General features: G+C 42.9%; 21 protein-coding genes and 1 tRNA gene. 10 read left to right on the plus strand and 12 right to left on the minus strand.

Annotation, left to right across the window (positions count from 1 at the left end; all coding sequences use genetic code 11):
- Positions 1-49: 49 nt before the first annotated feature.
- From K7B07_RS23620 to K7B07_RS23630, 3 genes are all read left to right on the plus strand, one after another.
- Complete coding sequence (locus K7B07_RS23620; RefSeq protein WP_223713011.1) at positions 50-1,606, plus strand: MFS transporter; 1,557 nt, start codon at positions 50-52, stop codon at positions 1,604-1,606.
- Positions 1,607-1,693: 87 nt separating this feature from the next.
- Positions 1,694-2,173 (plus strand): BON domain-containing protein, encoded by a 480-nt coding sequence (locus tag K7B07_RS23625; protein WP_223713012.1) that lies wholly within the window; start codon positions 1,694-1,696, stop codon positions 2,171-2,173.
- Positions 2,174-2,188: 15 nt separating this feature from the next.
- On the plus strand, positions 2,189-2,608 hold the full coding sequence (locus tag K7B07_RS23630) for an SH3 domain-containing protein (protein ID WP_223713013.1): 420 nt from the start codon (positions 2,189-2,191) through the stop codon (positions 2,606-2,608).
- A 102-nt stretch (positions 2,609-2,710) separates the two neighbouring features.
- Here the strand turns inward: K7B07_RS23630 and K7B07_RS23635 are convergent, their stop codons facing one another.
- Positions 2,711-4,003: a bifunctional folylpolyglutamate synthase/dihydrofolate synthase gene (locus K7B07_RS23635; protein WP_223713014.1), complete on the minus strand. Its 1,293-nt coding sequence runs from the start codon at positions 4,001-4,003 to the stop codon at positions 2,711-2,713.
- 247 nt (positions 4,004-4,250) lie between these two features.
- Here K7B07_RS23635 and K7B07_RS23640 point away from each other — a divergent pair.
- Together K7B07_RS23640 and K7B07_RS23645 are read left to right on the plus strand one after the other, a co-directional pair.
- Positions 4,251-4,339 (plus strand) — tRNA-Leu (locus K7B07_RS23640).
- Positions 4,340-4,714: 375 nt separating this feature from the next.
- Complete coding sequence (locus tag K7B07_RS23645; protein WP_223713015.1) at positions 4,715-5,395, plus strand: phage integrase SAM-like domain-containing protein; 681 nt, start codon at positions 4,715-4,717, stop codon at positions 5,393-5,395.
- A gap of 78 nt (positions 5,396-5,473) precedes the next feature.
- Here K7B07_RS23645 and K7B07_RS23650 read toward each other — a convergent pair whose 3' ends face one another.
- From K7B07_RS23650 to K7B07_RS23685, 8 genes are all read right to left on the minus strand, one after another.
- Positions 5,474-5,797 (minus strand): hypothetical protein, encoded by a 324-nt coding sequence (locus K7B07_RS23650; RefSeq protein WP_223713016.1) that lies wholly within the window; start codon positions 5,795-5,797, stop codon positions 5,474-5,476.
- Positions 5,798-5,804: 7 nt separating this feature from the next.
- Complete coding sequence (locus K7B07_RS23655; protein ID WP_223713017.1) at positions 5,805-6,578, minus strand: hypothetical protein; 774 nt, start codon at positions 6,576-6,578, stop codon at positions 5,805-5,807.
- Between the two features lie 18 nt (positions 6,579-6,596).
- On the minus strand, positions 6,597-7,538 hold the full coding sequence (locus tag K7B07_RS23660) for a leucine-rich repeat domain-containing protein (RefSeq protein ID WP_223713018.1): 942 nt from the start codon (positions 7,536-7,538) through the stop codon (positions 6,597-6,599).
- A gap of 97 nt (positions 7,539-7,635) precedes the next feature.
- A complete protein-coding gene (locus K7B07_RS23665) occupies positions 7,636-8,802 on the minus strand; it encodes a S41 family peptidase (RefSeq protein ID WP_223713019.1) in 1,167 nt (388 codons plus the stop codon).
- 2 nt (positions 8,803-8,804) lie between these two features.
- On the minus strand, positions 8,805-9,533 hold the full coding sequence (locus K7B07_RS23670; RefSeq protein ID WP_223713020.1) for an outer membrane beta-barrel protein: 729 nt from the start codon (positions 9,531-9,533) through the stop codon (positions 8,805-8,807).
- Positions 9,530-9,946, minus strand: coding sequence for a hypothetical protein (locus tag K7B07_RS23675; RefSeq protein WP_223713021.1), 417 nt, complete (start codon positions 9,944-9,946; stop codon positions 9,530-9,532). Before K7B07_RS23675 ends, K7B07_RS23670 begins: the two co-directional genes overlap by 4 nt.
- A 108-nt stretch (positions 9,947-10,054) precedes the next feature.
- Positions 10,055-10,471 (minus strand): hypothetical protein, encoded by a 417-nt coding sequence (locus K7B07_RS23680; RefSeq protein WP_223713022.1) that lies wholly within the window; start codon positions 10,469-10,471, stop codon positions 10,055-10,057.
- A 24-nt stretch (positions 10,472-10,495) separates the two neighbouring features.
- Positions 10,496-12,049 (minus strand): hypothetical protein, encoded by a 1,554-nt coding sequence (locus K7B07_RS23685; RefSeq protein WP_223713023.1) that lies wholly within the window; start codon positions 12,047-12,049, stop codon positions 10,496-10,498.
- Between the two features lie 1,489 nt (positions 12,050-13,538).
- Here K7B07_RS23685 and K7B07_RS23690 point away from each other — a divergent pair.
- Positions 13,539-14,129 (plus strand): hypothetical protein, encoded by a 591-nt coding sequence (locus K7B07_RS23690; protein WP_223713024.1) that lies wholly within the window; start codon positions 13,539-13,541, stop codon positions 14,127-14,129.
- Positions 14,130-14,274: 145 nt separating this feature from the next.
- Here the strand turns inward: K7B07_RS23690 and K7B07_RS23695 are convergent, their stop codons facing one another.
- Both K7B07_RS23695 and K7B07_RS23700 read right to left on the minus strand, forming a co-directional pair.
- The gene (locus K7B07_RS23695) at positions 14,275-14,721 is read right to left on the minus strand and encodes a carboxymuconolactone decarboxylase family protein (RefSeq protein WP_223713025.1); all 447 of its coding nucleotides are present in this window, start codon (positions 14,719-14,721) and stop codon (positions 14,275-14,277) included.
- A 98-nt stretch (positions 14,722-14,819) separates the two neighbouring features.
- Entirely contained in the window at positions 14,820-15,395 is a 576-nt protein-coding gene (locus K7B07_RS23700; RefSeq protein WP_223713026.1) for a Crp/Fnr family transcriptional regulator, read from the minus strand.
- 186 nt (positions 15,396-15,581) lie between these two features.
- On the opposite strand from K7B07_RS23700, the gene K7B07_RS23705 reads away from it, so the two are divergent.
- Together K7B07_RS23705 and K7B07_RS23710 are read left to right on the plus strand one after the other, a co-directional pair.
- Entirely contained in the window at positions 15,582-16,223 is a 642-nt protein-coding gene (locus tag K7B07_RS23705; RefSeq protein ID WP_223713027.1) for a carbonic anhydrase, read from the plus strand.
- A gap of 212 nt (positions 16,224-16,435) precedes the next feature.
- Positions 16,436-16,741 (plus strand): hypothetical protein, encoded by a 306-nt coding sequence (locus tag K7B07_RS23710; protein ID WP_223713028.1) that lies wholly within the window; start codon positions 16,436-16,438, stop codon positions 16,739-16,741.
- A gap of 72 nt (positions 16,742-16,813) precedes the next feature.
- On the opposite strand, the gene K7B07_RS23715 is transcribed toward K7B07_RS23710, so the two are convergent.
- Positions 16,814-17,344, minus strand: coding sequence for a hypothetical protein (locus K7B07_RS23715; protein ID WP_223713029.1), 531 nt, complete (start codon positions 17,342-17,344; stop codon positions 16,814-16,816).
- Between the two features lie 527 nt (positions 17,345-17,871).
- Between K7B07_RS23715 and K7B07_RS23720 the strand changes: the two genes are divergently transcribed.
- Together K7B07_RS23720 and K7B07_RS23725 are read left to right on the plus strand one after the other, a co-directional pair.
- Positions 17,872-18,486 carry a DedA family protein gene (locus K7B07_RS23720; RefSeq protein ID WP_223713030.1) on the plus strand — a complete coding sequence of 205 codons (615 nt, stop codon included), beginning with the start codon at positions 17,872-17,874 and terminating at the stop codon, positions 18,484-18,486.
- 279 nt (positions 18,487-18,765) lie between these two features.
- Positions 18,766-19,698 carry a metallophosphoesterase family protein gene (locus tag K7B07_RS23725; RefSeq protein WP_223713031.1) on the plus strand — a complete coding sequence of 311 codons (933 nt, stop codon included), beginning with the start codon at positions 18,766-18,768 and terminating at the stop codon, positions 19,696-19,698.
- Positions 19,699-19,753: the final 55 nt, after the last annotated feature.

The raw sequence follows: 19,753 nt of genomic DNA on the forward strand, positions 1-19,753 counted from the left end.
TGATTTTTTGAAAAATGCCAGTATATTTTAGCAGCCTTATTAAAAACCCATGATGAATCAAACAAAAGAAAAATTGACAAACCCGCGGGCGCTGATAGCTATTTGCCTGGCAGCGCTGATGTTCGGACTGGAGATCACCAGCGTTCCGGTGATCCTGCCGACACTTGAAAAAACACTGGGCAGCAATTTTAGTCAGCTGCAATGGATCATGAATGCCTATACGATCGCCTGTACCATGGTGCTGATGGCTACAGGCACGCTGGCAGACCGTTTTGGGCGGAAGCGGGTATTTATCATCAATGTGATTGGCTTTGGCATCACTTCCGTTATCTGCGGCATTGCCGACACTACAGAATTGCTGATCATCAGCCGCTTTTTCCAGGGAATGACCGGCGGTGCCATGTTCATTTGTACCATCGCCCTGCTTTCCCACCAGTTTCGGGAGGAGCCGCAGCGAAGTAAAGCATTTGCCGCCTGGGGAATCATTGCCGGTGTCGGACTGGGCTTTGGCCCCGTCATTGGCAGTATCATCAGTGAGGTCTTAAACTGGAGATGGGTTTTCCTGATCCATGGCGCACTGGCGACCGGAGCATTACTGCTCATTATCCCCTCGATAACCGAATCAAAAGATCCCCATGCCGGCAGGCTGGACCTGACAGGGATACTGGTATTGTCGGCAGCCGTATTTGCACTCACCTATTATATCACACAAGGACCGGAAGCCGGCTTCACCAGTACCTCCTCGCTGCTTGTGCTGCTGGTTGCCGTGGTGCTGATCATTGTATTTGTTATAGCGGAAACACGCCATTCCTATCCGATGATCGACTTCCGGGTATTCCGGATACGGCGGTTCTCCGGTGCGGTCATGGGATGTATTGGAATGAACTTCTCCTTCTGGCCGTTAATGGTCTTTCTTCCCCTGTATTTCCAGGCCGTCCTGCATTATGATACAATGACCACCGGTATGTGTTTACTGGCCTATACCCTGCCCACCCTCCTGTTTCCACCCATCGGGGAGCGGTTCTCCCTGCGGTATGGCGCCGGACGTGTGATCCCGTTCGGCCTGCTGCTGATCGGAGCCGGTTTCTTTATCATGTACATAAGCGGCACTGCAGGCAAAACAAGCTGGCTATTGCTTTTATCAGGTTGTGTGCTGGCCGGCAGCGGTCTGGGTATGATCAATACACCTGTTACAAATACCGCTACCGCTGCAGTTCCGGGCGACCGCTCCGGCATGGCCTCGGGGATCGATGTAAGCAGCCGGCTGATCACCCTGGCGATCAATATCGCCCTGATGGGCTTTCTGCTGCTTCAGGGAACTTTTTCCTATCTGAAGAATGCATTCCCCGTTACCGGCTCACACGAATTATTTGAATTGTCCTGGCAACTGGTGGCCGGCAGCCTGACAATGGAACAGATCACAAACAGGGAAACGGCAATGGGAGCGCCGCAGCTGGGGCTTTTTGGTAAAGCGCTGGAACAGGGTTTCAGCAGGATCTTTTTGTACGGCGCTGCAGGTGTATCGGTATTGGGGCTGATCAGTTTCCTGATTTTTAATAATGCTTCCAATCAATTATCCGGGGTTGCTAAACGCCCCGAAAATTAAGAAATAAAAAACCTGCGCCGAATTTTTTTGTATCGGAATTAACTTATATTCGTTGTAATTAAATTTCTTCACTAAAACCCGAATCAAATGAAAAAAGTTCTGGCCATGATTGCCATTGCTGCATTTGCTTTTGCGCTCCCCTCCTGTAAAGGAAAAAGCGATGCAGACATCAAAACAGAAGTGGATGCCAAATTAGCCACCAACCCTGATTTTGCGCAACTCACTTCCGATGTAAAAGACGGCGCTGTTACCATTTCCGGTACGGTAAAGGACGACGCCACAAAAACCGCAGTAGATCCTGCTGTAAAGGAAGTAAAGGGAGTAAAATCTGTGGTAAATAATTCAACAGTACCTCCTCCCCCTCCTCCGCCTACGATCAATCCTGATGACATGCTGAAAACGGCTGTTACAGATGCGATCAAAGATCATGCAGGTGTAAAGGCTGAAGTAAAAGAAGGTGTTGTAACACTTACCGGTGACATTAAAAAAGCTGATCTGGCTACATTAATGCAAAAAGTAAATGCAATACATCCTAGAAAAGTGGAGAATAAATTAACCGTAAAATAAAAGGAGGAACACATTATGGCACTCGAAGAAAAATACAAAGCATTGATTGATGCCGCCAACAGCTCCGGCGTAACAAACCTGGCTGTAAGAGAACAGGACGGCGTTTTATATATTGATGGTGATGCACCCAGCGGGGCAGTTAAAGACCAGCTTTGGAGCATCTACGATCAGATCGACCCTAACTATACCAGCGGGGACCTGATCCTGAATGTAAACGCAAAGGCAGAAGCCGGCTCCAAAGTACGTGTAGCCACCCAGGAAACTGCGCTGAACATCCGTAAAGGCCCCGGTACCGACCAACCGGTGGTGGGCAAGGCGCAGAAGGATGAGATCATCACCCTTATCAGCCAGGCAAATGATCAATGGTCTTCCGTTCGTACCGACGATGGTACCGAAGGATATGCCTACTCGCAATACCTGGAACCCGTTGCATAACGGGGTACACAGAACGTCATTTAAAGCCGCCTTAACCAGGCGGTTTTTTTATTGGGGCAATAATGGTTTTTCCGGCCCGGGATCAGTTGGCGAATGGCAGCATCAATCCCTTTTAACCTCTCCTACCAGGAATACACTTCCGCAAACTACAATAAGGTCATCCGCGTGCGCCTGCTCTTTTGCTGCATCCAGTGCTGCATTAACATCCGGCCACACGGTGCCGTTCAAACCCCGTGCCACAGCCTTATCCGCCAACGCTGCTGCGGGCAGTGCGCGGGGAAGTGCTGCATTTGTAAAATAGTAATCCGCCGCTGCAGGAAGCAGCGCAAGCACGGCATCCACGTCCTTATCCTTTACCATCCCCAGTACCAGGTGCAGTTTCCGGTAAGGAACCAGCTCCAGCTGGTTCAGCACCTGCCGCATGCCATCCTCATTATGGGCCACATCCAGAACGATCTTCGGATCCCGTTGAATGGTTTCCCAGCGGCCATGCAAACCGCTTAATTTTCTGGTATGCGCAATACCCTTTGCGATCGCTGCATCATCAAGCGCCCAGCCCGCCAGCTTAAGTTGCCGGCAGGCTTCCAGCACGGTCAGCAGGTTCTTTATCTGGTAAGCGCCGGAGAGGTCCAGCTCATAGCGATAATGATCTATAGCCGCGTTCCTTGATACTTCGGCGACAAGCACCTCCTCCTGGTAAGACCAGTTCTCAATATGGAATACCTTATCGGCGAAACTTAAAGAAGCCTGTTCTGTTGTTGCTTTATCCCTAAATACTGATGCTGTTTCCGGATGGGTTTCACCGATCACTACAGGAACCCCCGCTTTTATAATCCCTGCTTTTTCCGCAGCTATTTTAGCCAGGGTATCCCCCAGCAGCTGAACATGGTCGAAGCCGATATTGGTGATCACCGAAAGCTCGGGTTGTATAATATTGGTACTGTCCAGCCGGCCGCCCAGTCCCGTTTCGATCACTGCGATATCTGCCGCTTCCTTTGCAAAATGATCAAAGGCCAGTGCCACAGTGATCTCAAAAAAGCTCGGTTGCAGTGCTTCAATTACCGGCTGTATCTTTTCAACAAAATCGACGATAGCCTGCTCGCTGATCATCTTACCATTGATCTTTACGCGCTCCCTGAAATCGACAAGATGCGGGGACGTATATAATCCTGTTTTATACCCCTGTACCTGGAGTGCGGATGCCAGCATATGACTTACGGATCCTTTTCCGTTGGTGCCTGCTACATGAATGAACCGCATTCTGGTCTGAGGGTCTCCGAGTGCCATACAAAGTGCCCGGATATTATCCAACCCGTTTTTAATTGCCGCCGCACCGATCCGGCTGAACATCGGAAGCCGGGCATAAATAAAATCGAGGGTTTCCTGGTATGTCATGATTTAAAAACACAAAGATAGGAAGCTCACCTGCTTAAATATTATTGCCGGTCATTTTAGTGCATTTAAAAATAGAGCCGGTCATTTGTACTATAAATGAAGTCTTTTGCTTATTTTCGCACTCCCTTAACGGGATGCCCGGGTGGCGATCCCGATAGCTATCGGGATGTAGACGCACTACACTCAGTAAGGGTAAAAACAGTTCTTTAGTTCAAAAGATTAATTTTGTAAGTTCTCTTTTGATATTGCCCGGGTGGCGAAATTGGTAGACGCACCACCTTGAGGTGGTGGCGCTGGTAACTCGGCGTGCTGGTTCGAATCCAGTCTCGGGCACCAAAAAGCTTTGCAAGTCATTGATTTGCAAAGCTTTTTTTGTTTTAATACTGTCAAATTCTGTCACTTTTTTACGCTTACTACCGCTATTTCTGACAGAAAAATGACAGGCGGTATGACAGACTTTTTTTGCTTCTGTTTTTCGGTGATTGTTCACCTCTCTTACTCCCAAATTTTATTTGATGACTACAGGGCGAATCCTCCGCCCAAGATTTTTTTGTTAACTGCGTACGTGAAATAATTTTCTTTTCTACGCTTTTACTCGCTTCTACACAATTGTCCCATATGGGCATAATGTAAACACCTCAAGCTATAGAAATCTTCTTTGTTTTGGACCTTGAAGAGGCTTGGTATTGTTCATCAGAAAAAATATACGCAATGAATTTTTTAAAAATAGCCAATAAGAAGGGCGATAAATTCTATTATTACTACGACTATGGACGGTGTAAAGGCCAACGGCCAAGCACAGGAGTATTCACTTATAAAACTCCCAAAACACAGGTACAGAAAAACCATAATAAGGAAGCTCTTTTAATTCTTGAAACAAAGAAAAGTCAACTGACCATCGAGGCTCAAGCAACCGGCGGAGTATATATTCCACATCATAAGTTTAAGCCTAACTTCCTCGATTACTACTGTGAATATGTCAAACTTAATAAAAAAGACGGCAACCGGCATTTGGAAAATAGCTTGACGCATTTTAAGAACTTCATCAATAAAGACTTCATATCGAATGTAGAAGTCACGGAGAATTTTTGTAAACGATTCAGGCAATACCTGTTGGAACGATTTAACGGAGAGACGCCAATGAACTACTACGCCCGTTTCAAATGGGTTGTCAAAGCCGCCACAAAGGATAAGTATTTTCATTCAAACCCAACTGAGGACATCAGCGCAGTGACGAACCCATCCACCGGAATGAAAGAAAACTTGGAAGCAGATGAATACATTCAATTATTGCGAACTCCTTGTAGTAACCAAGAAGTTGGCGCTCGCAGTAGCATTGGTTGGATTGCACCTTATCCAGTAGTATACTCTTATCAGAAAATTCAAAGCTGAACGGTGATTAACGGTCTAAGAATCTTTACTCCTGTTCTGATAAATTATAGTTCCGATTAATCAGCTACCGAAGGCTCTTCATTTTACCCCCCTTTTGAGCGCTTTCAGTTTTCTTCGTTTAAATCGTGCATATAAAAGCACCAATACAAGTGTAATAATCAAGGCGAAACCTAGATCTCGTAAAAATTCGTCAAGACGAAAAGAAATAGAAGACCCTATCCGTCCGGGAATCGGACTCACTCCTTGGGTATTTAAATAAAAGATTTCAGGGAAGCCAAAGTAAATATCATCAACATCTTTATTAAATGATGCTAATGTAACAAGTCCAAAGACAATCGGGTTAACCAAAGCCACGTAAGGATAATTTTTTTCCGTTTCATGTTCTTTTGTTGATGCAGACATTTGCTCATTATTGATAAGATATCCGACGTACCCAGGATTGTTTTTTGTAACGCTCCTGACCAGGACTAGAAACATATTCAATTTTTCGAATCCAACTCCCATTGCTATCATACTCGTAGCTATAATCATGCAACGTCCATTGTGCTTCGTTACCCTCGCGATATTCCTTTTCCGATATCACACTGCCATTCGAATCGTACGAGTAAGTATTTATCCATCCTGCGGACTTTTTCCTTACAAGTTTATCTTTAATATAAACGAACTCATCATTCACAACTTCCTCCACAAATGCGGTGTCTTTAGAACCTGGCCAAATGGCTTTCTCCAATCGTTTCATCGTCGCCCCATCACTTTCAGACATAGGAACATAGTGATAAAATGACTTCCGGTTAAGCGTCCATCTTTTATCGGGGAGCAATTTAAAAATCTCTTTACTTTCAAGCCAATTGTTATTTTCAAAGTAACTATACACGACTTTCAACTTTGTGCCATTTAAACCGACCTTATCTGAAACTTCTTCGATGCTACGAGTAGCCTTGTCTACTGTTGCCTGAACTTTATAGACGGTTGTGGGCTCTTCTGGGAAATTCGCAGAAAATTCGAAAATGGTGGTCTCTATGGTTCCTACATCCCCTTCCGCTTGAAAAAACTCTTTCAAAACAGACTGATTGATTACTGCATGGGGTAATCGCCTCTCTCCACTATTTTCGCGCGAAATTGTTTGAGCTTGTGTATGCGGGATGTTTCCCCAAAAGAAAATCGTAAGAAGTAGAAATTGCAATCCTTTTTCATTGTACTATTATATATCTGACCATCCATTTGCTTCAGCAATTTGCCTGAATGCATCGTCCTCAGATTCTGTTTTAAACACGACCTGGACCTTTCTAAGATTTTTCAAACCACCCAACTGAGTAAAATCTGCGACCGGTATCCGCGTAGGTTCAGTTATCTTCAGTTCTTCCAGTTGGCTGAACTGCAAAATACTGTCAATGTCTTCGAATTCTTTGGTGGCCACCAGGCTCAGCGATTTTAACACCGCTGGCATGTCCATTTTCGGGAGACTTTTTACCTTGTTGGTGTGGGCTATCTGTAGGTATTCTAATGCATGTAGAGAAGCAATAAAATCAAAGGTTGATAACCCTTTACCCAGATTAATACTTAGGGATTTCAGGTCAGGAAATGCAGATGCCAGCAGCTCCGGGTGCTTTATTGTATTGGAGATCGCCAATTCCTGCAAGCCTGGATTCAATTGAACCTTCTTTAAATCGAATGTTGATATTCTAAGGCGTCGAAGACGGGATAAATTACTTGCAAAACCCATTTGTTGCGCATTTGCAAATCCAAATTCCAGGGCCAGCTCTTCTATACCACTGGTATTCTTTAACGGCTCAAGATCGATTTCTTTTTTGTAGTTGCCATCCAGCCCAAAAGAGGTCAGGTTTCCAAGCCCACAAAGTTCATCTATATTTTGCAACTGTTGAGAACCGAATGCTAGTACGGTTAGGTGTTTGAAATCGCCCAACGCCTCTACAATTCTTAGGTTACAGTGCCTCCCTTCAATATTATCCACTGCAGGATCGATAATCAATACAACCCGAATTCGCTGGTTCAACCGCAAGAGGCCTTTTAGGACTTCAGCTTTTTCATGTTCGATTACTATTTCTATAGAAATTGAAGAAATGCTTTCTACATTAACTTTCGACAATTCATCTATACTGTATTTGTTAGCTTTTATAACCATTTTATACTATAGTAAAAATATGACAAGTTCGCTCCTGATAAGAATAATTTTAGAGATTCATTGTTTCTTAATTGAAATTGCTTTTACTTTCAAATAGTTATTTATCAATCGCAGTTTCCAGTTGCTTGTCCCTGCCGTTATCAGTATTGATGACTCTTATATCTGGAGGGAATCCAACTTTTTCATAATTTTCTCCAAGTAAAGACGTCAGTGCTGCAGCAGGGGTATATACGTTAATAAATTTCGCTGCGACAAATGGCCCTCCATTGAATAGTTGCCCATCATAGTTGGCAGGAATCACTCCAGTAGCGCCCCAGGTTGTATCACCGATGACCCTGGTTTTTTCCCTTGTTCTTAAGGCAATAGTAAAAACTTCCGACATGCTGCGGCTCAACCCATCAACCAAAATTCTGATTTCCCCGCCGAAGTTCAACGCGCTCAGCTGGGCATTGACAATTGCATTTATGGCTGGTTGGTAGTTTAGCTGTCCCGGCCCTAATTTATAGGTAAGGTGTCCGAATGTATAACTTTCAGTCGTTAGATTACCGGCGATAAAGTTTAGATCCCGAACGGCGCCGCCAGGATTACCCCGCAGATCAATTATTGCTTTTGTTATACCGGGAGATTTTAGCGTTTGGAAAAATCCGTTAATTAACCGACGTGTGCTGTCATTTGCCGGTTCATCATAGGCACTTTTCAAATTAAACTTATCAAAAAAAAGGTACGCTATGCTATCGTTTATGGTGCCTCCGATTGCGTTCAGTGCTCCAGTTACCCTGTTGAAAGGTTTATCAAGGTATTTCTCAGGGTTCAGATATAATTGCTGGTCGAGAGTAACGTTATTGCTGTAATCTTTAATGAGCTTTCGCTGGCGGGACGGATTGATATAAAATCCAGCGAGGCGATCATCATTGAAAGTAATCGTTAGATGTCCGTCAGAGAGCCTTGCAGTCATCTCCTTTATGTAGTCAACGGCAGTTAAAATATCATCGAAATTCTCTGTGTTTAAATTTTGAAACAGCGGCTTGTATTTTTTATATGTTTCCTCCCAATTTGTCTCTGATTTGTCCATGTTCCAGAAAAGATAGTTGTCCCGCATGCCGAGCCAGAATGCATCAAAAATTTCTGAAAACGTATAAGGATTATAGTTTTCTGGTTTATTGATTGGTTCCACCGATTTTCGGCATGAAACAAGGAAGCAGAACAATAATGCAGTCAGCGAGATTATTCCTGGATGAAAGATGTTTGTTCTTTTGATGCTCATGTTTAATTTTTCGATAAATTAAATGAAGTTCCTATTGAGATTTGGAACGATTGATTATAGGATCGAACAGGGAAAAGTTCGGCTTCTTTATATTGGTTGGTTATATCGTGGTAATGCCTGGTTTGGACAAAGACCCTACATGACCTGGACGCGGAATACTGTAGACCTCCCCCTACAACATAACCTGCCTCGAAACGATTATCTCTTGATTCCTCAAAACGATAATTTTCGTCAAAATGAATCGCTCCAAATAGCTCTGAAATTTTCGGATTAGGAATAGTAGGTTCAGCATAGTCGATAATATTTGATGTCACTCCTTTTAGCCGGCCGTTGAGACAATATCCCATAAATCCTCCAAGGTTTAAAAACCCCTGAAATTTTCCAGTTCCAAGGGTAAAACGTGCCGTGACCGGCAACTGCAGAAAATTAAAGTAGTTGGAAGTGTAATTATCTTGGTAGAAACCTGTTCGATCCAGTCTTGTGTTCTTTTGTATATATTCTATATCTGCCTGCAGTGATAACCATGATCTGAGGTCGTATGTTGCCTGTAGGTCTAAGAACAAGCCTGTTAATGCTTTTTGACGTGAGTTAAATGGGGCTGCGTTGGAAGTGGTTTTATTTTGAGAAGCACCTAAAGAAACTCCGGCCCCAAATTGGGGCCAGAGATCATTATAAATGAGAGAAAAGGCTACGATTGCAATAATTCTAAACGCCGGTTTGGGTATTTTCATTTTGCTTTAATGTCCTTAATGACGGCAGTTTTGTAAAAGTCCCTGGCAGCTGTTGTCCAAGCTCCGGCAGTATCTGTGGCACTGAAAATTACGTCTGACGCCTTAGCATCTCTGGGTGTTGCCCATTCAATCCACAAGCGTTTTTCAGCAAAGTCTTCCAGGAAGTTAGGAGAATTGAAGTGAAAAAAAGTTGATTTTTCTTTTGCAACATCAAATGCATATGCCTTGGGAATAAAAACCTTTATTGGAATTTTCAGACTGTCCAGAAGGACGGAGAAAGGCCTGCCTATAAAATAGGATTTTTTGCTCTCAATTGTTTTTAGATACGCTGTAGTATCAGTTATCGGAGATGTTTGGGCCTTTGAAACTGATATGATCGCCATGATTACTATTATAAATTTTATCTCTTTCATTATTTGTGTTCTAAAGAAGGCGAATTTAACTCTGGTCCCAAACAGAGACCAGAGTTTGATATAATAGTAGCTGCACGCAATTGCGAAAATTGATCATATTGAAATTCATTATTTTGCTCTAATATCACTTATTATAGCTGTTTTATAAAAGTTCTGGGCAGCTATTGTCCATTCACCTGCTATTGCAGTCGCATTGAATATTAATTCTGATGCATTAGCATCTAATGGCGTTGTCCACTCAATACGAAGATATTTTTCTGAAAAATCTTCCAGGTACTTTGGAACAGCAAAATAGAAGTATGTAGCTATCTCTTTGGATACGTCTGTTGGCTTAGGTTTCGAGCCAAATGTCTTAATTGGGATTTTCAAACTGTCAAGTAATACAGAAAGGGGCTTGCCTTTGAAGTATGCTTTTTTGCTTTCAATGGTTTTCAGATATGCTGAAGTATCAGTTATCGGGCCTGTTTGGGCATTTGATACATTTAAAATTGTAAGAGTCAAAATCGTTGTAAGTATCTTTTTCATATTTATAATTTATTTATAAAAAAACTAACAGCCATTTTCAAATGTTGTTTTTACGTTTCCTTTACTATCCGTGGTTTTTACTTTCTTTTTCACAATTGGCTTAAAGGACTTTGTGTTTGGATCATACTTAGTTATTGCAACACCAGTATGAAATTCACTTAATACATATGCAAGTGCATCCGCGTGAGCTAAATTCTTTTGGTCTTTGTTTTTTTTATAATCGTTTGCCAAGAAATATTGATATGCTTCATCATAGGCTTTACCAATTAGACTGGAAGTATTAAAGGCACTGCCATTGAGGTTCGCCACTTGCGATGGCTTGAAGGTAAATGCTGACCCCATGTTAGTTACGGTAATGCCGTACATAGTACCATCCGATGCAAGAACGAAATTCCCCTGGTATCTTCCTCCGGTGAACTTACCTGAATCGTCGTAAACATTCTGAATGAGCTGATATATGTCAGCCGGTGAAGGACCTGCCAAACCCTTCGCTGGATGAGTATGTACTGTTGTTACGACACCTTCGAGGTAGGATGTTGTAGTGTTGATTACAATGGATGAATCCGTTCCTGTTTGAATGGCTCCGGCATAATAGTATTCATGCTTGATTTTTGTATTGTCAAATGAATCCACGGACACCCGTTCGTATAAAGCATATCCCTTTTCCAGCGTTAAATTTTTTATATCCCCAAGATTGGCTTTTGTTTGTTGCATCGCACTTTCATTAAATATTGCAGTTAATGCTGCAGCTGCTGAGCTTCCGGCGCTGCATGGATCAGTTGTAGGATTACCTGGGTCTGTCGGATTCGTTGGGTTTGTAGGAGTGCCACCGCCGTTTCCAGGAGGATTAGGAGGATCTGGCGGCATTGGTGGATCTTCGCCACCTCCAACTGGAGGAGTGACAATAACAACAGGGGGTAGTTCTACAGTATCGGCGTCCACACCTATTCTGCGGTACTTTGCTAAAACATTTGTAGGAGAAGAATTTGTTGAGCCGCCTTTGATTGCTAATGCTCCTGTTTGAGCACCGTCCTTAAAAATTGCGCCCTTGATGAACAAATTGCTTGTGGTGTAGAACATCACTTTTCCTGTGAATGTTGCCGGATACGAATAGGACCGAATACCTTCGGTACTTCTGTGCATTCGGAGCAGTTGCCGGAGGTATACACTATCAAAAATAACCTCCTGTATATATTCTTTAATATTCCCATTTTGATCTTTTAGAATAATTAAGTCTCTGAAAGAATTTTTCCCACCCCAACCGCTGGTGTTATCCAGTTCAATGCGTAACCCCTGCGTGGCGTTGTCGGTTCGGGTATTTTTCCATTCCGGATCGCCAGCAAATGCGCCAATTGAATAAGTCGTCATTCTGCGCTGGCTATTTGCGGTTAGGTTGCTCATGATCTTTCGATCTTCCGCATGTTTTGCATTGAACCAGGTCCTTGCTTCTTCAACAGAAAGCGTTTGATTGTTGGGTTCAGGGCCGCCTCGCTGAGCGGTCTCCTTTTTGGAGCAAGAACCTATAATTGCCAGAGCAATAAGGGGCAAATAAACAGAACGTTTTAATTTGGTGTTCATATTATGATTGGGTTTAAAAATGACGGGGTAACTGGTTCAAAAGTTGGTTGGCGTAAGGTTGGTCAATAGCAACTTTGTGTTTTGAGGTATGGGTTTTTTATAGTTGAGTTCTTATTTTTTATTAGTTCCGAAGATATCTGTAATTAATATGCAAACATTCATTATATGTTAATATAAAGTTAAATAGCTAATATCTTGAATCTTGAGACAGGAATCATCGCAGCGCGAAGCACAATAAAGCCTTCCGCAACTGCAGTCATTCTAGGTAGGAATTTTGCAAAAGCAGTACAAATTTGTACCTTTACTTTGATAAAGGGAGAAATCGTAAGAAAGTGAACAATAGTGAACAGCTTTCAAAACGCGACACTTTTTTGACACACAAAGCCCATAATCAATTGATTATCATAAGGAATTCAAGTCCCGCCTGGTGACTTTTACCTTGCCCCACAATTTTTCGCGAGATTTAATGGTATACGAGCAGGATGATGAACGACATCTGAGACTGCAACCTATGACGTTGCTCGGTTCGAAAAAAACAACACGGCGCTGGGTGCTTCAAAGTGAGCGACTGGATGAGCTACAAACAACGACGATAATCTCAACTGAAGAAAAGAGAACCCACTCTTGATACACGATTTAGTAAACCATTAAATCAAACAGTAGAACTGAATCACTCGCGACGGTCCAACCCACTGCTAGTTGAAAATCGCTCTCTCACCTTCTATTTGCCAGTATAATAAATGGAGACCGAATGGGTCAAGAAGAACACCGATCTGCAGTTCCCTTCGATTGTACAATTAAATCAGAAATAATGAACTTTTTATTTGGTGGTTTTGAGTAACTTTGTGGTGTTATCGGTGGGTGCGTTCAACCTGACCGAAATTTGACAGAAATCACTTGCAAATAGTTGTTACCCAGGCAAGAAGGAATCCAGTCCTGGGCACCAACGGTTAAAATGGTCATTTTATGATAGTCTACATATGACGACATAAATTTGACAGTTTTTTTAGCCAACTTATTGGAAGCGAAGAGATTGGGAATCCAGTCTCGGGCACAAATAAAAAAGCTGTAAGTTAATCGCTTACAGCTTTTTTGTTTTTATCAGATAATTTCCAGGCAGACTATTCCGGGTACGCAAAACTCAGTAAGAAAAAGACAATAGTCATTTGGAAAATAGCCCAAAAGATTTTAAGAAATTCATCGACAAAGATTTTATTTCTACGTGGAAATGAATACGAATTTTTATAAGCGATTCAGCCAATGTCGACCAGACCGATTTAACAGCTAAACCTCAATGAACAACTACGCTTGTTTCAAACGGGCATTACGCTCCCACTTCAATTCCCAGAATGATGATAGAAAAAAATCCGTTTGTATGTGCGTAACATGGCATTACCTACCAGATTAATGGGAGGATCAAAATACCAGTTTTCAGGGAGACAATACCTGATTTTAAATAGGTAATTTCGAATTTCAAAATTTATGAAAAATGCATACAAGTATTAAATCAGCTCTTATCGGTCTTTGCGCTTCAGTACTCTTATTGATCTCCTGTTCCAAAAACAATGATAACCGCCCGGGAAACGATGCCGGAAAGTATTATTTCCGCGCTAAGCTAAACGGGGAACAGAAAGATTTTATGCACAGTGCTCAATTCCAGTTTGGCGAAAAGGACGGTAATTTGGTAAGTGCCACCGTTCATGGGTACCAATCAAAAATCGATTTTTCCCTGCCCCTCGAACAACACCCTCCGGACTTCGAGCTGGAAATATTCCGGTACGATATGAAAAACATCTCTCCCGGCACTTATACGGAAGCAGCCTGGAGCCCCAGTACTTACCGGCTGGAAGCAGAGCAACATATTCAAAAGAAAAATGCACAGGGAGAGAATTATACGATACAATATGACGAAGCAGATCCGAACGACTTCACTATTGTATTTTCTGAGCTCAGCAGGGAAAAAGGAGTCAGGGGGACTTTCAAAGGGAAAATCAAACTGGACGCAGCGCCCTTTGATGTCATCAGTGTTACGGAAGGAGAATTTTATTTCCCTTTCAACAATGATCTTTTAAATCCATAGAGGATCTATTCTTCCGTATCAGAGGAATGGGAGGACACAGGTTTCTATTTTCCAGATAAAGAGCAGCCTGTACCATCGGTCATAATCCGATTATAGCTGACGTGCCAACAAGCTGCCGATCCCTTCGCCGGAAGCAACCAGCGATTTAACTTTCAATCTGTTTGTGCGTGCTGATTGCAATCCGGTTCCATGCATTGATGGTTATAATTCCCATAATGATCTCTGCTATCTGATCTTCATTAAAGAAGCGAAGGGCGTTCGCATATGTTTCATCACTCAATCCGTGTTGATGAATCAGTGTGATTTCTTCCGTCATGGTCATTACGACCTGTTCCTCTTCCGTAAAGAACTTGCGGGCTTCCCTCCAGGCGCTTATCAGAAAAATACGCTGGGTGCTTTCACCATCATGAATCGCTTCCTTCGCGTGCATGTCGATACAAAAGGCACAGCCATTGATGTAAGAAGCCCGTATTTTGATAAGATGCCGCAGTGTTCTGGAAATAGAAGCCTGTGCCATATATCCTTCCAAGGCCAGCATGGCTTTATATGCTTTTGGATGTTGTACATTGTCTAAGTCAATACGTTTTTGCATGGTGAATTGATTTGAATTTTAAAAAATAATACCAATCTTTTTTCTTTGATTGGTATTGCAAAGTTGACGAACAGAAATCTCAAAGCCGTTAAACTGGTTTAAGAAATCTTTTTCTTACGTATTTCGCTTAAATATTCGGGTGTAAAGCCAAGGTAGGACGCGATAAGGTATTGCGGTACTCGTTGTACAAACTCAGGATATGTTTTAACCAGGCTAAAATAAAATTCCTCTTTAGAGAATGAAAAATGATACTTTATCCGCATCTGGCTTGCGGCAAACGCCCGTTGATAAACAAAGCGAAAATACCGCTCCATTACCGGGAATTCGTTCAGTAGTTTTTCCTGATTTTCCCGGCTGATATAAAGGAGTTCCGATTTTTCTACCGCCTGGATATAAAAAGAAGCAGGTGATCTGTGTTCGTAAGCGATATTATCGGTGAGCCACCAGGTTTCAATGGCAAAGTCGGTAGTTTGTTCCACACCTTTTTCATTGACAAAAAACTGACGCAGCAACCCTTCCAACACGAAATAATGATGGTTGCATAGCTGACCTTCTTCCAGCAGATTTTCTTTTCTTGCGATGCGCCTTACGTCAAAGAATTTTAATATCCCTTCAAATTCTTTGTCATTTACATGGATAAATTTTTCTAAGTGTATTCTGAATATTAATGACATCCGTGTTATGCTGTATCATACAAAATTACTGATTTACTTACTACTGCGTTGAAAAGCCTGTACCGGTCTTCCTGATACCCGCATTCGTTCCGGAGAAGACGGGCAGGCACTTACTAAAAATTTAACTATCTTAGCACGGATTGTCCGGGTCATTCGGGCGATCGATAGAAATTAAGAAACAACAGCATGCAATCATTCGAAAAATTATTAAAGAACAATAAGGAATGGGCGGCCGAAAAGCTCGGTGTTGACCCGCAATTCTTTAACAACCTGTCGGAAACCCAAAATCCGGAGTTCCTGTGGATCGGTTGCAGCGATAGCCGGGTACCGGCCAATGAAATTACCGGCACCACCTCGGGCGAAATATTTGTTCACCGGAATATCGCCAATGTTGTTGTTCATACGGATATCAATCTGATCAGCGTTCTGGAATATGCTGTTGCGCATCTGAAAGTAAAACATGTGATCGTTTGTGGTCATTATGGATGCGGTGGTGTAAAAGCAGCGATCACGCATGATGATTTTCATCAGGTATTGAATATGTGGTTACGCGAGGTTAAGGACGTTTACTATACATATAAAGAAGAATTGGACAAGATCCAGGATGAATCGGCCCGGGCAAACCGCCTGGTAGAATTAAATGTGAAGGAGCAGGTTGAAAAGTTAGCAAAAACCTCTATCATTCAAAAAGCCTGGCAGGAGCGGCAGGCACCTACCTTACATGGATGGGTTTATGGTCTCGCAGATGGTAATCTCCATGCCCTGCATACCATTACACCAGGTAACAGCTCCATGGATCCCATTTATATGTACAAGGATCTTCAATAAATACCTATCATCCACATCATCGTCCAGCAAATCTCTCACTGAATTTACCAGATCGGAAGCCCGGTTCTCCCAGAGATTCCGGATTGAATGATCCGATCATCCATCTAATCCTCTGAAAATGATTATGTATTCGAAAAGGTTGCATCGGTGACCGGCGAGGAGCTGTATTGTACTAAAAAAGTGGAAAACTTACCGCTAAAAAGCAGGATGGATTGAATAAATTCGTTGCACGATATCTTCAGAAAATGGAACACTACTTTCAGTTACCCATATCATTTAAAGGCGAAGAAATGTCATTTTATGGCAGACTGGTAACGATTGCCTATGACTACAAATTTTTTGTGAATATCGATGGTCAGGAAATCGCTTTTGAAGCAGACGGGGCATTTGATCTGAAACGTCTCCATTACCGCGTTGCTGCAAAACCGATCGATATAGAACTGGTGAAACATATCGGGCATCAGCTGGAACATCTCCGACCACAACAGCTTGTCAATGTCCTTCCAAAAGCCGGATAGGCTTCCTTCAAATCAAATCCATAGACACATCTGTAACTTTGGACGCAGTATTATCACTCAGATCAGCCGGCATTAAATTGGCGAAACACCGGATGCAAGAACGTGTTGGTGTTCCTTCCCCGTTTTATCGATGTAAAAGAATATCCCTGTCACCTGCGGATTACCCAGTGTAATAAAATACCACTGGTCCGGTTCAAATTTTATAGGACAAACCGGGTGATCTCCAAATTTACGGAGCCACCATAGCTTGCCTGTTGAATCGAGGGATGTTCTTGACAACCCATTATGGATGTACGGTATCCTGGTGGTATCTTCATCCCACGAATACCTGCCGGGTTTGCCAAAGTAAATTTTATCAGGAGGCTCAGACGGCCTGTCTTTTGGGTGATGTATATTGCAGGAAATTTCATAAATAACAGTATACTTAACAGGATACCCCTCCCCGCCCATGGAATCCACCCGAAGTTTTTCAATTGAAATGCCGTTAATGAAATCGCGGTTTGTTGAAATATACTCCTTTGTAATGTTCACTTCAGGAGGCGCAAAGGCGGTGAAAAAGCTATAAAGAAAATAAAGCGCGCCTGCAATGAGCAAAAGTATCACAGAATACTTTATGGTTGTCCTGGTTTTTTTGTCATACCGGAAGATTTATATCAGCAACCCGTACCGGAACCTGCATATGTCAAAAGCATCTTTATATTAAGCACTTCAAGCGCTCTAAAACAAGATCCGGCTTACAGGAATAAATTTACGAAAATCCGTTTTTAATAAAGTAACCATTTTGCGGAACCATATTGAACCCGGGACCCTGACTGATTTGAGCCAATCCAATACGCCGCAGATCTCCGCAGGCTGGTTTTCTGTGAAAATCTGCGGGTAATGCAGCTGCACCTTAAAATTTCAATATGATTATTGTTACGCTTTGAAAAATCATTTATTTCAGATAGTATCGCATCCATAAACCCAAAGCGCCGGAAATAGCAAATAAAAGTATCTTTATATGGAAAATAGTGGTCTGTGATAACAGCCAGCAAATGGTAATTTAAAGCGTGATGATAAGATGTGGTACAGCTCCTTCCAGCCCTCCGTAGTAATAACAATACTTTTTTGCGCAACAAAAACCGGCCAAAATGTTTGATCCTGAAGCATTAATTCAATACGGGGGATTGCTGCTCGTCTTTCTTGCAATTTACGGGCAGACAGGCCTTTTCTTTTGTTTCTTTCTCCCAAGCGGCGGGCTCCTTTTTATGGCAGGTGTGTTAATTGCAACCGGCGTGTTGGATCATCATCTGTTGACCTTATGCGGCCTTGGAGTTTTGGCTTCCCTGCTGGGGAATATTACCGGCTATGTCATCGGTTATAAAACAGGACCTGTATTATACCGCAGGAATGAGTCGCGTTTTTTTAAAAAGGCGTATTTAACAAAGGCCGAAAATTTCTATAAAAGATATGGAGGTTTAGCGCTATCGATCGGCGTTTTCCTCCCTTTGATCCGCACTTTTGGCCCCATCGTTGCGGGAATAATCAAACAAAAGTTCGGCCGCTTCCTGCTCTTCGTTTTTATAGGATCAGCCGGGTGGATTCTCAGCTTTGCCCTGGCAGGTTATTTGATCGGCAGCCTGCCCTTTTTACGGGCATACCTTAATTACGCCGTCATCGCTATTGTTGTTCTTGTTACAACGCCTGTTGTGGTTAAGATCATCCGGGAGTTTAAGAGCAATAAACAAAATCCTACGATCCGGTAATGCGTTTCCAAAACCGGCCCATCCCGGTAACGCAATAACCTGACAAGATCTGATCACAAGGACAGAAGTTCCCGCCGGTTGAGAACAGCCTTCCAAAACAATCCATCCTTCCGTAGATGCCCGATCTGCTATTACTCCTGTTGCCCGAACAGCTGCAAGCTCAGCTGCAACCCGCTTTCTGTTCGGGATTAAATAATCATTAAGAATTCATTTCGGTGAACATTCAAGGCCTGAGTAAAATAGGTTTGCACCAATATTTTGCTGCACAAAGAGTATATTATGAATAGACGAACCTTACTTAAACAAGCCGGTCTTGGTTTTTTACTAAGCGCCGCTCCCGGCATCCGTTCTTTTGCCTCTACAGAAAGTAAAGCTAAAAAAAGAGTTTTACGTTTCGCCCATTTAACCGATGTGCATATTGAGCCGGAGCTGAATGCTCCCGCCGGACTCGCAGCCTGTCTGCATCATGTGCAATTACAAAAAGAGCCGGCCTCCTTTATTCTAAACACCGGGGATTGCATCTTCGACGCGCTCAAACAACCCAAAGAAAGAGTAGAGACCCAATGGAAGCTTTGGAACGATACTTTTAAAAGCGACAACTCCCTGCCTGTTGAATACTGCATCGGCAATCACGATTGCTGGGGATTTGGCGAAAAAACAGACCCTTTATATGGCGTAAAATACGCACTGGATAAAATGAGTCTTGCCAAACCTTACCGCAGTTTTGATAAAGCAGGCTGGCATTTCATCATTCTCAACAGCATCATGCCAAAACCAGACGGCAGCTGGTACACCTGCGCCCTTGATGAAGAGCAATTTGCCTGGCTGCAGCAGGATCTGGCCAACACCCCGGCCGATATTCCGGTGATCATCGCTTCACACGCACCTATTGTTTCCGCGGCAAGCGTGGTTGTAGATAATAAGAATAAAGGCAAGGGGTACGAGCTGGGATTAGCTTCTATGCACATCGATTCCCCGCGCATCATTTCGTTATTTGATCAGCACCCTAATATAAAGCTGTGCCTGAGCGGTCATATCCACCTGTGCGAACAGATATTATACAATGGAGTAACCTATGTCTGCAATGGCGCCGTAAGCGGTAACTGGTGGCAGAAAACGCCCAGGTACCAGACAAAAAACGGATATGCTATGGTGAACCTCTATGATGACGGCAGCATCGAAAATGAATATGTTGCATATGGGTGGAATTGATGAAGTTGTTTTGTATCGGTCGCCTCGCTTACTGTAAATAAACAGGCCGGTAATT

The organism is Niabella beijingensis (assembly GCF_020034665.1).
GTDB lineage: Bacteria > Bacteroidota > Bacteroidia > Chitinophagales > Chitinophagaceae > Niabella > Niabella beijingensis.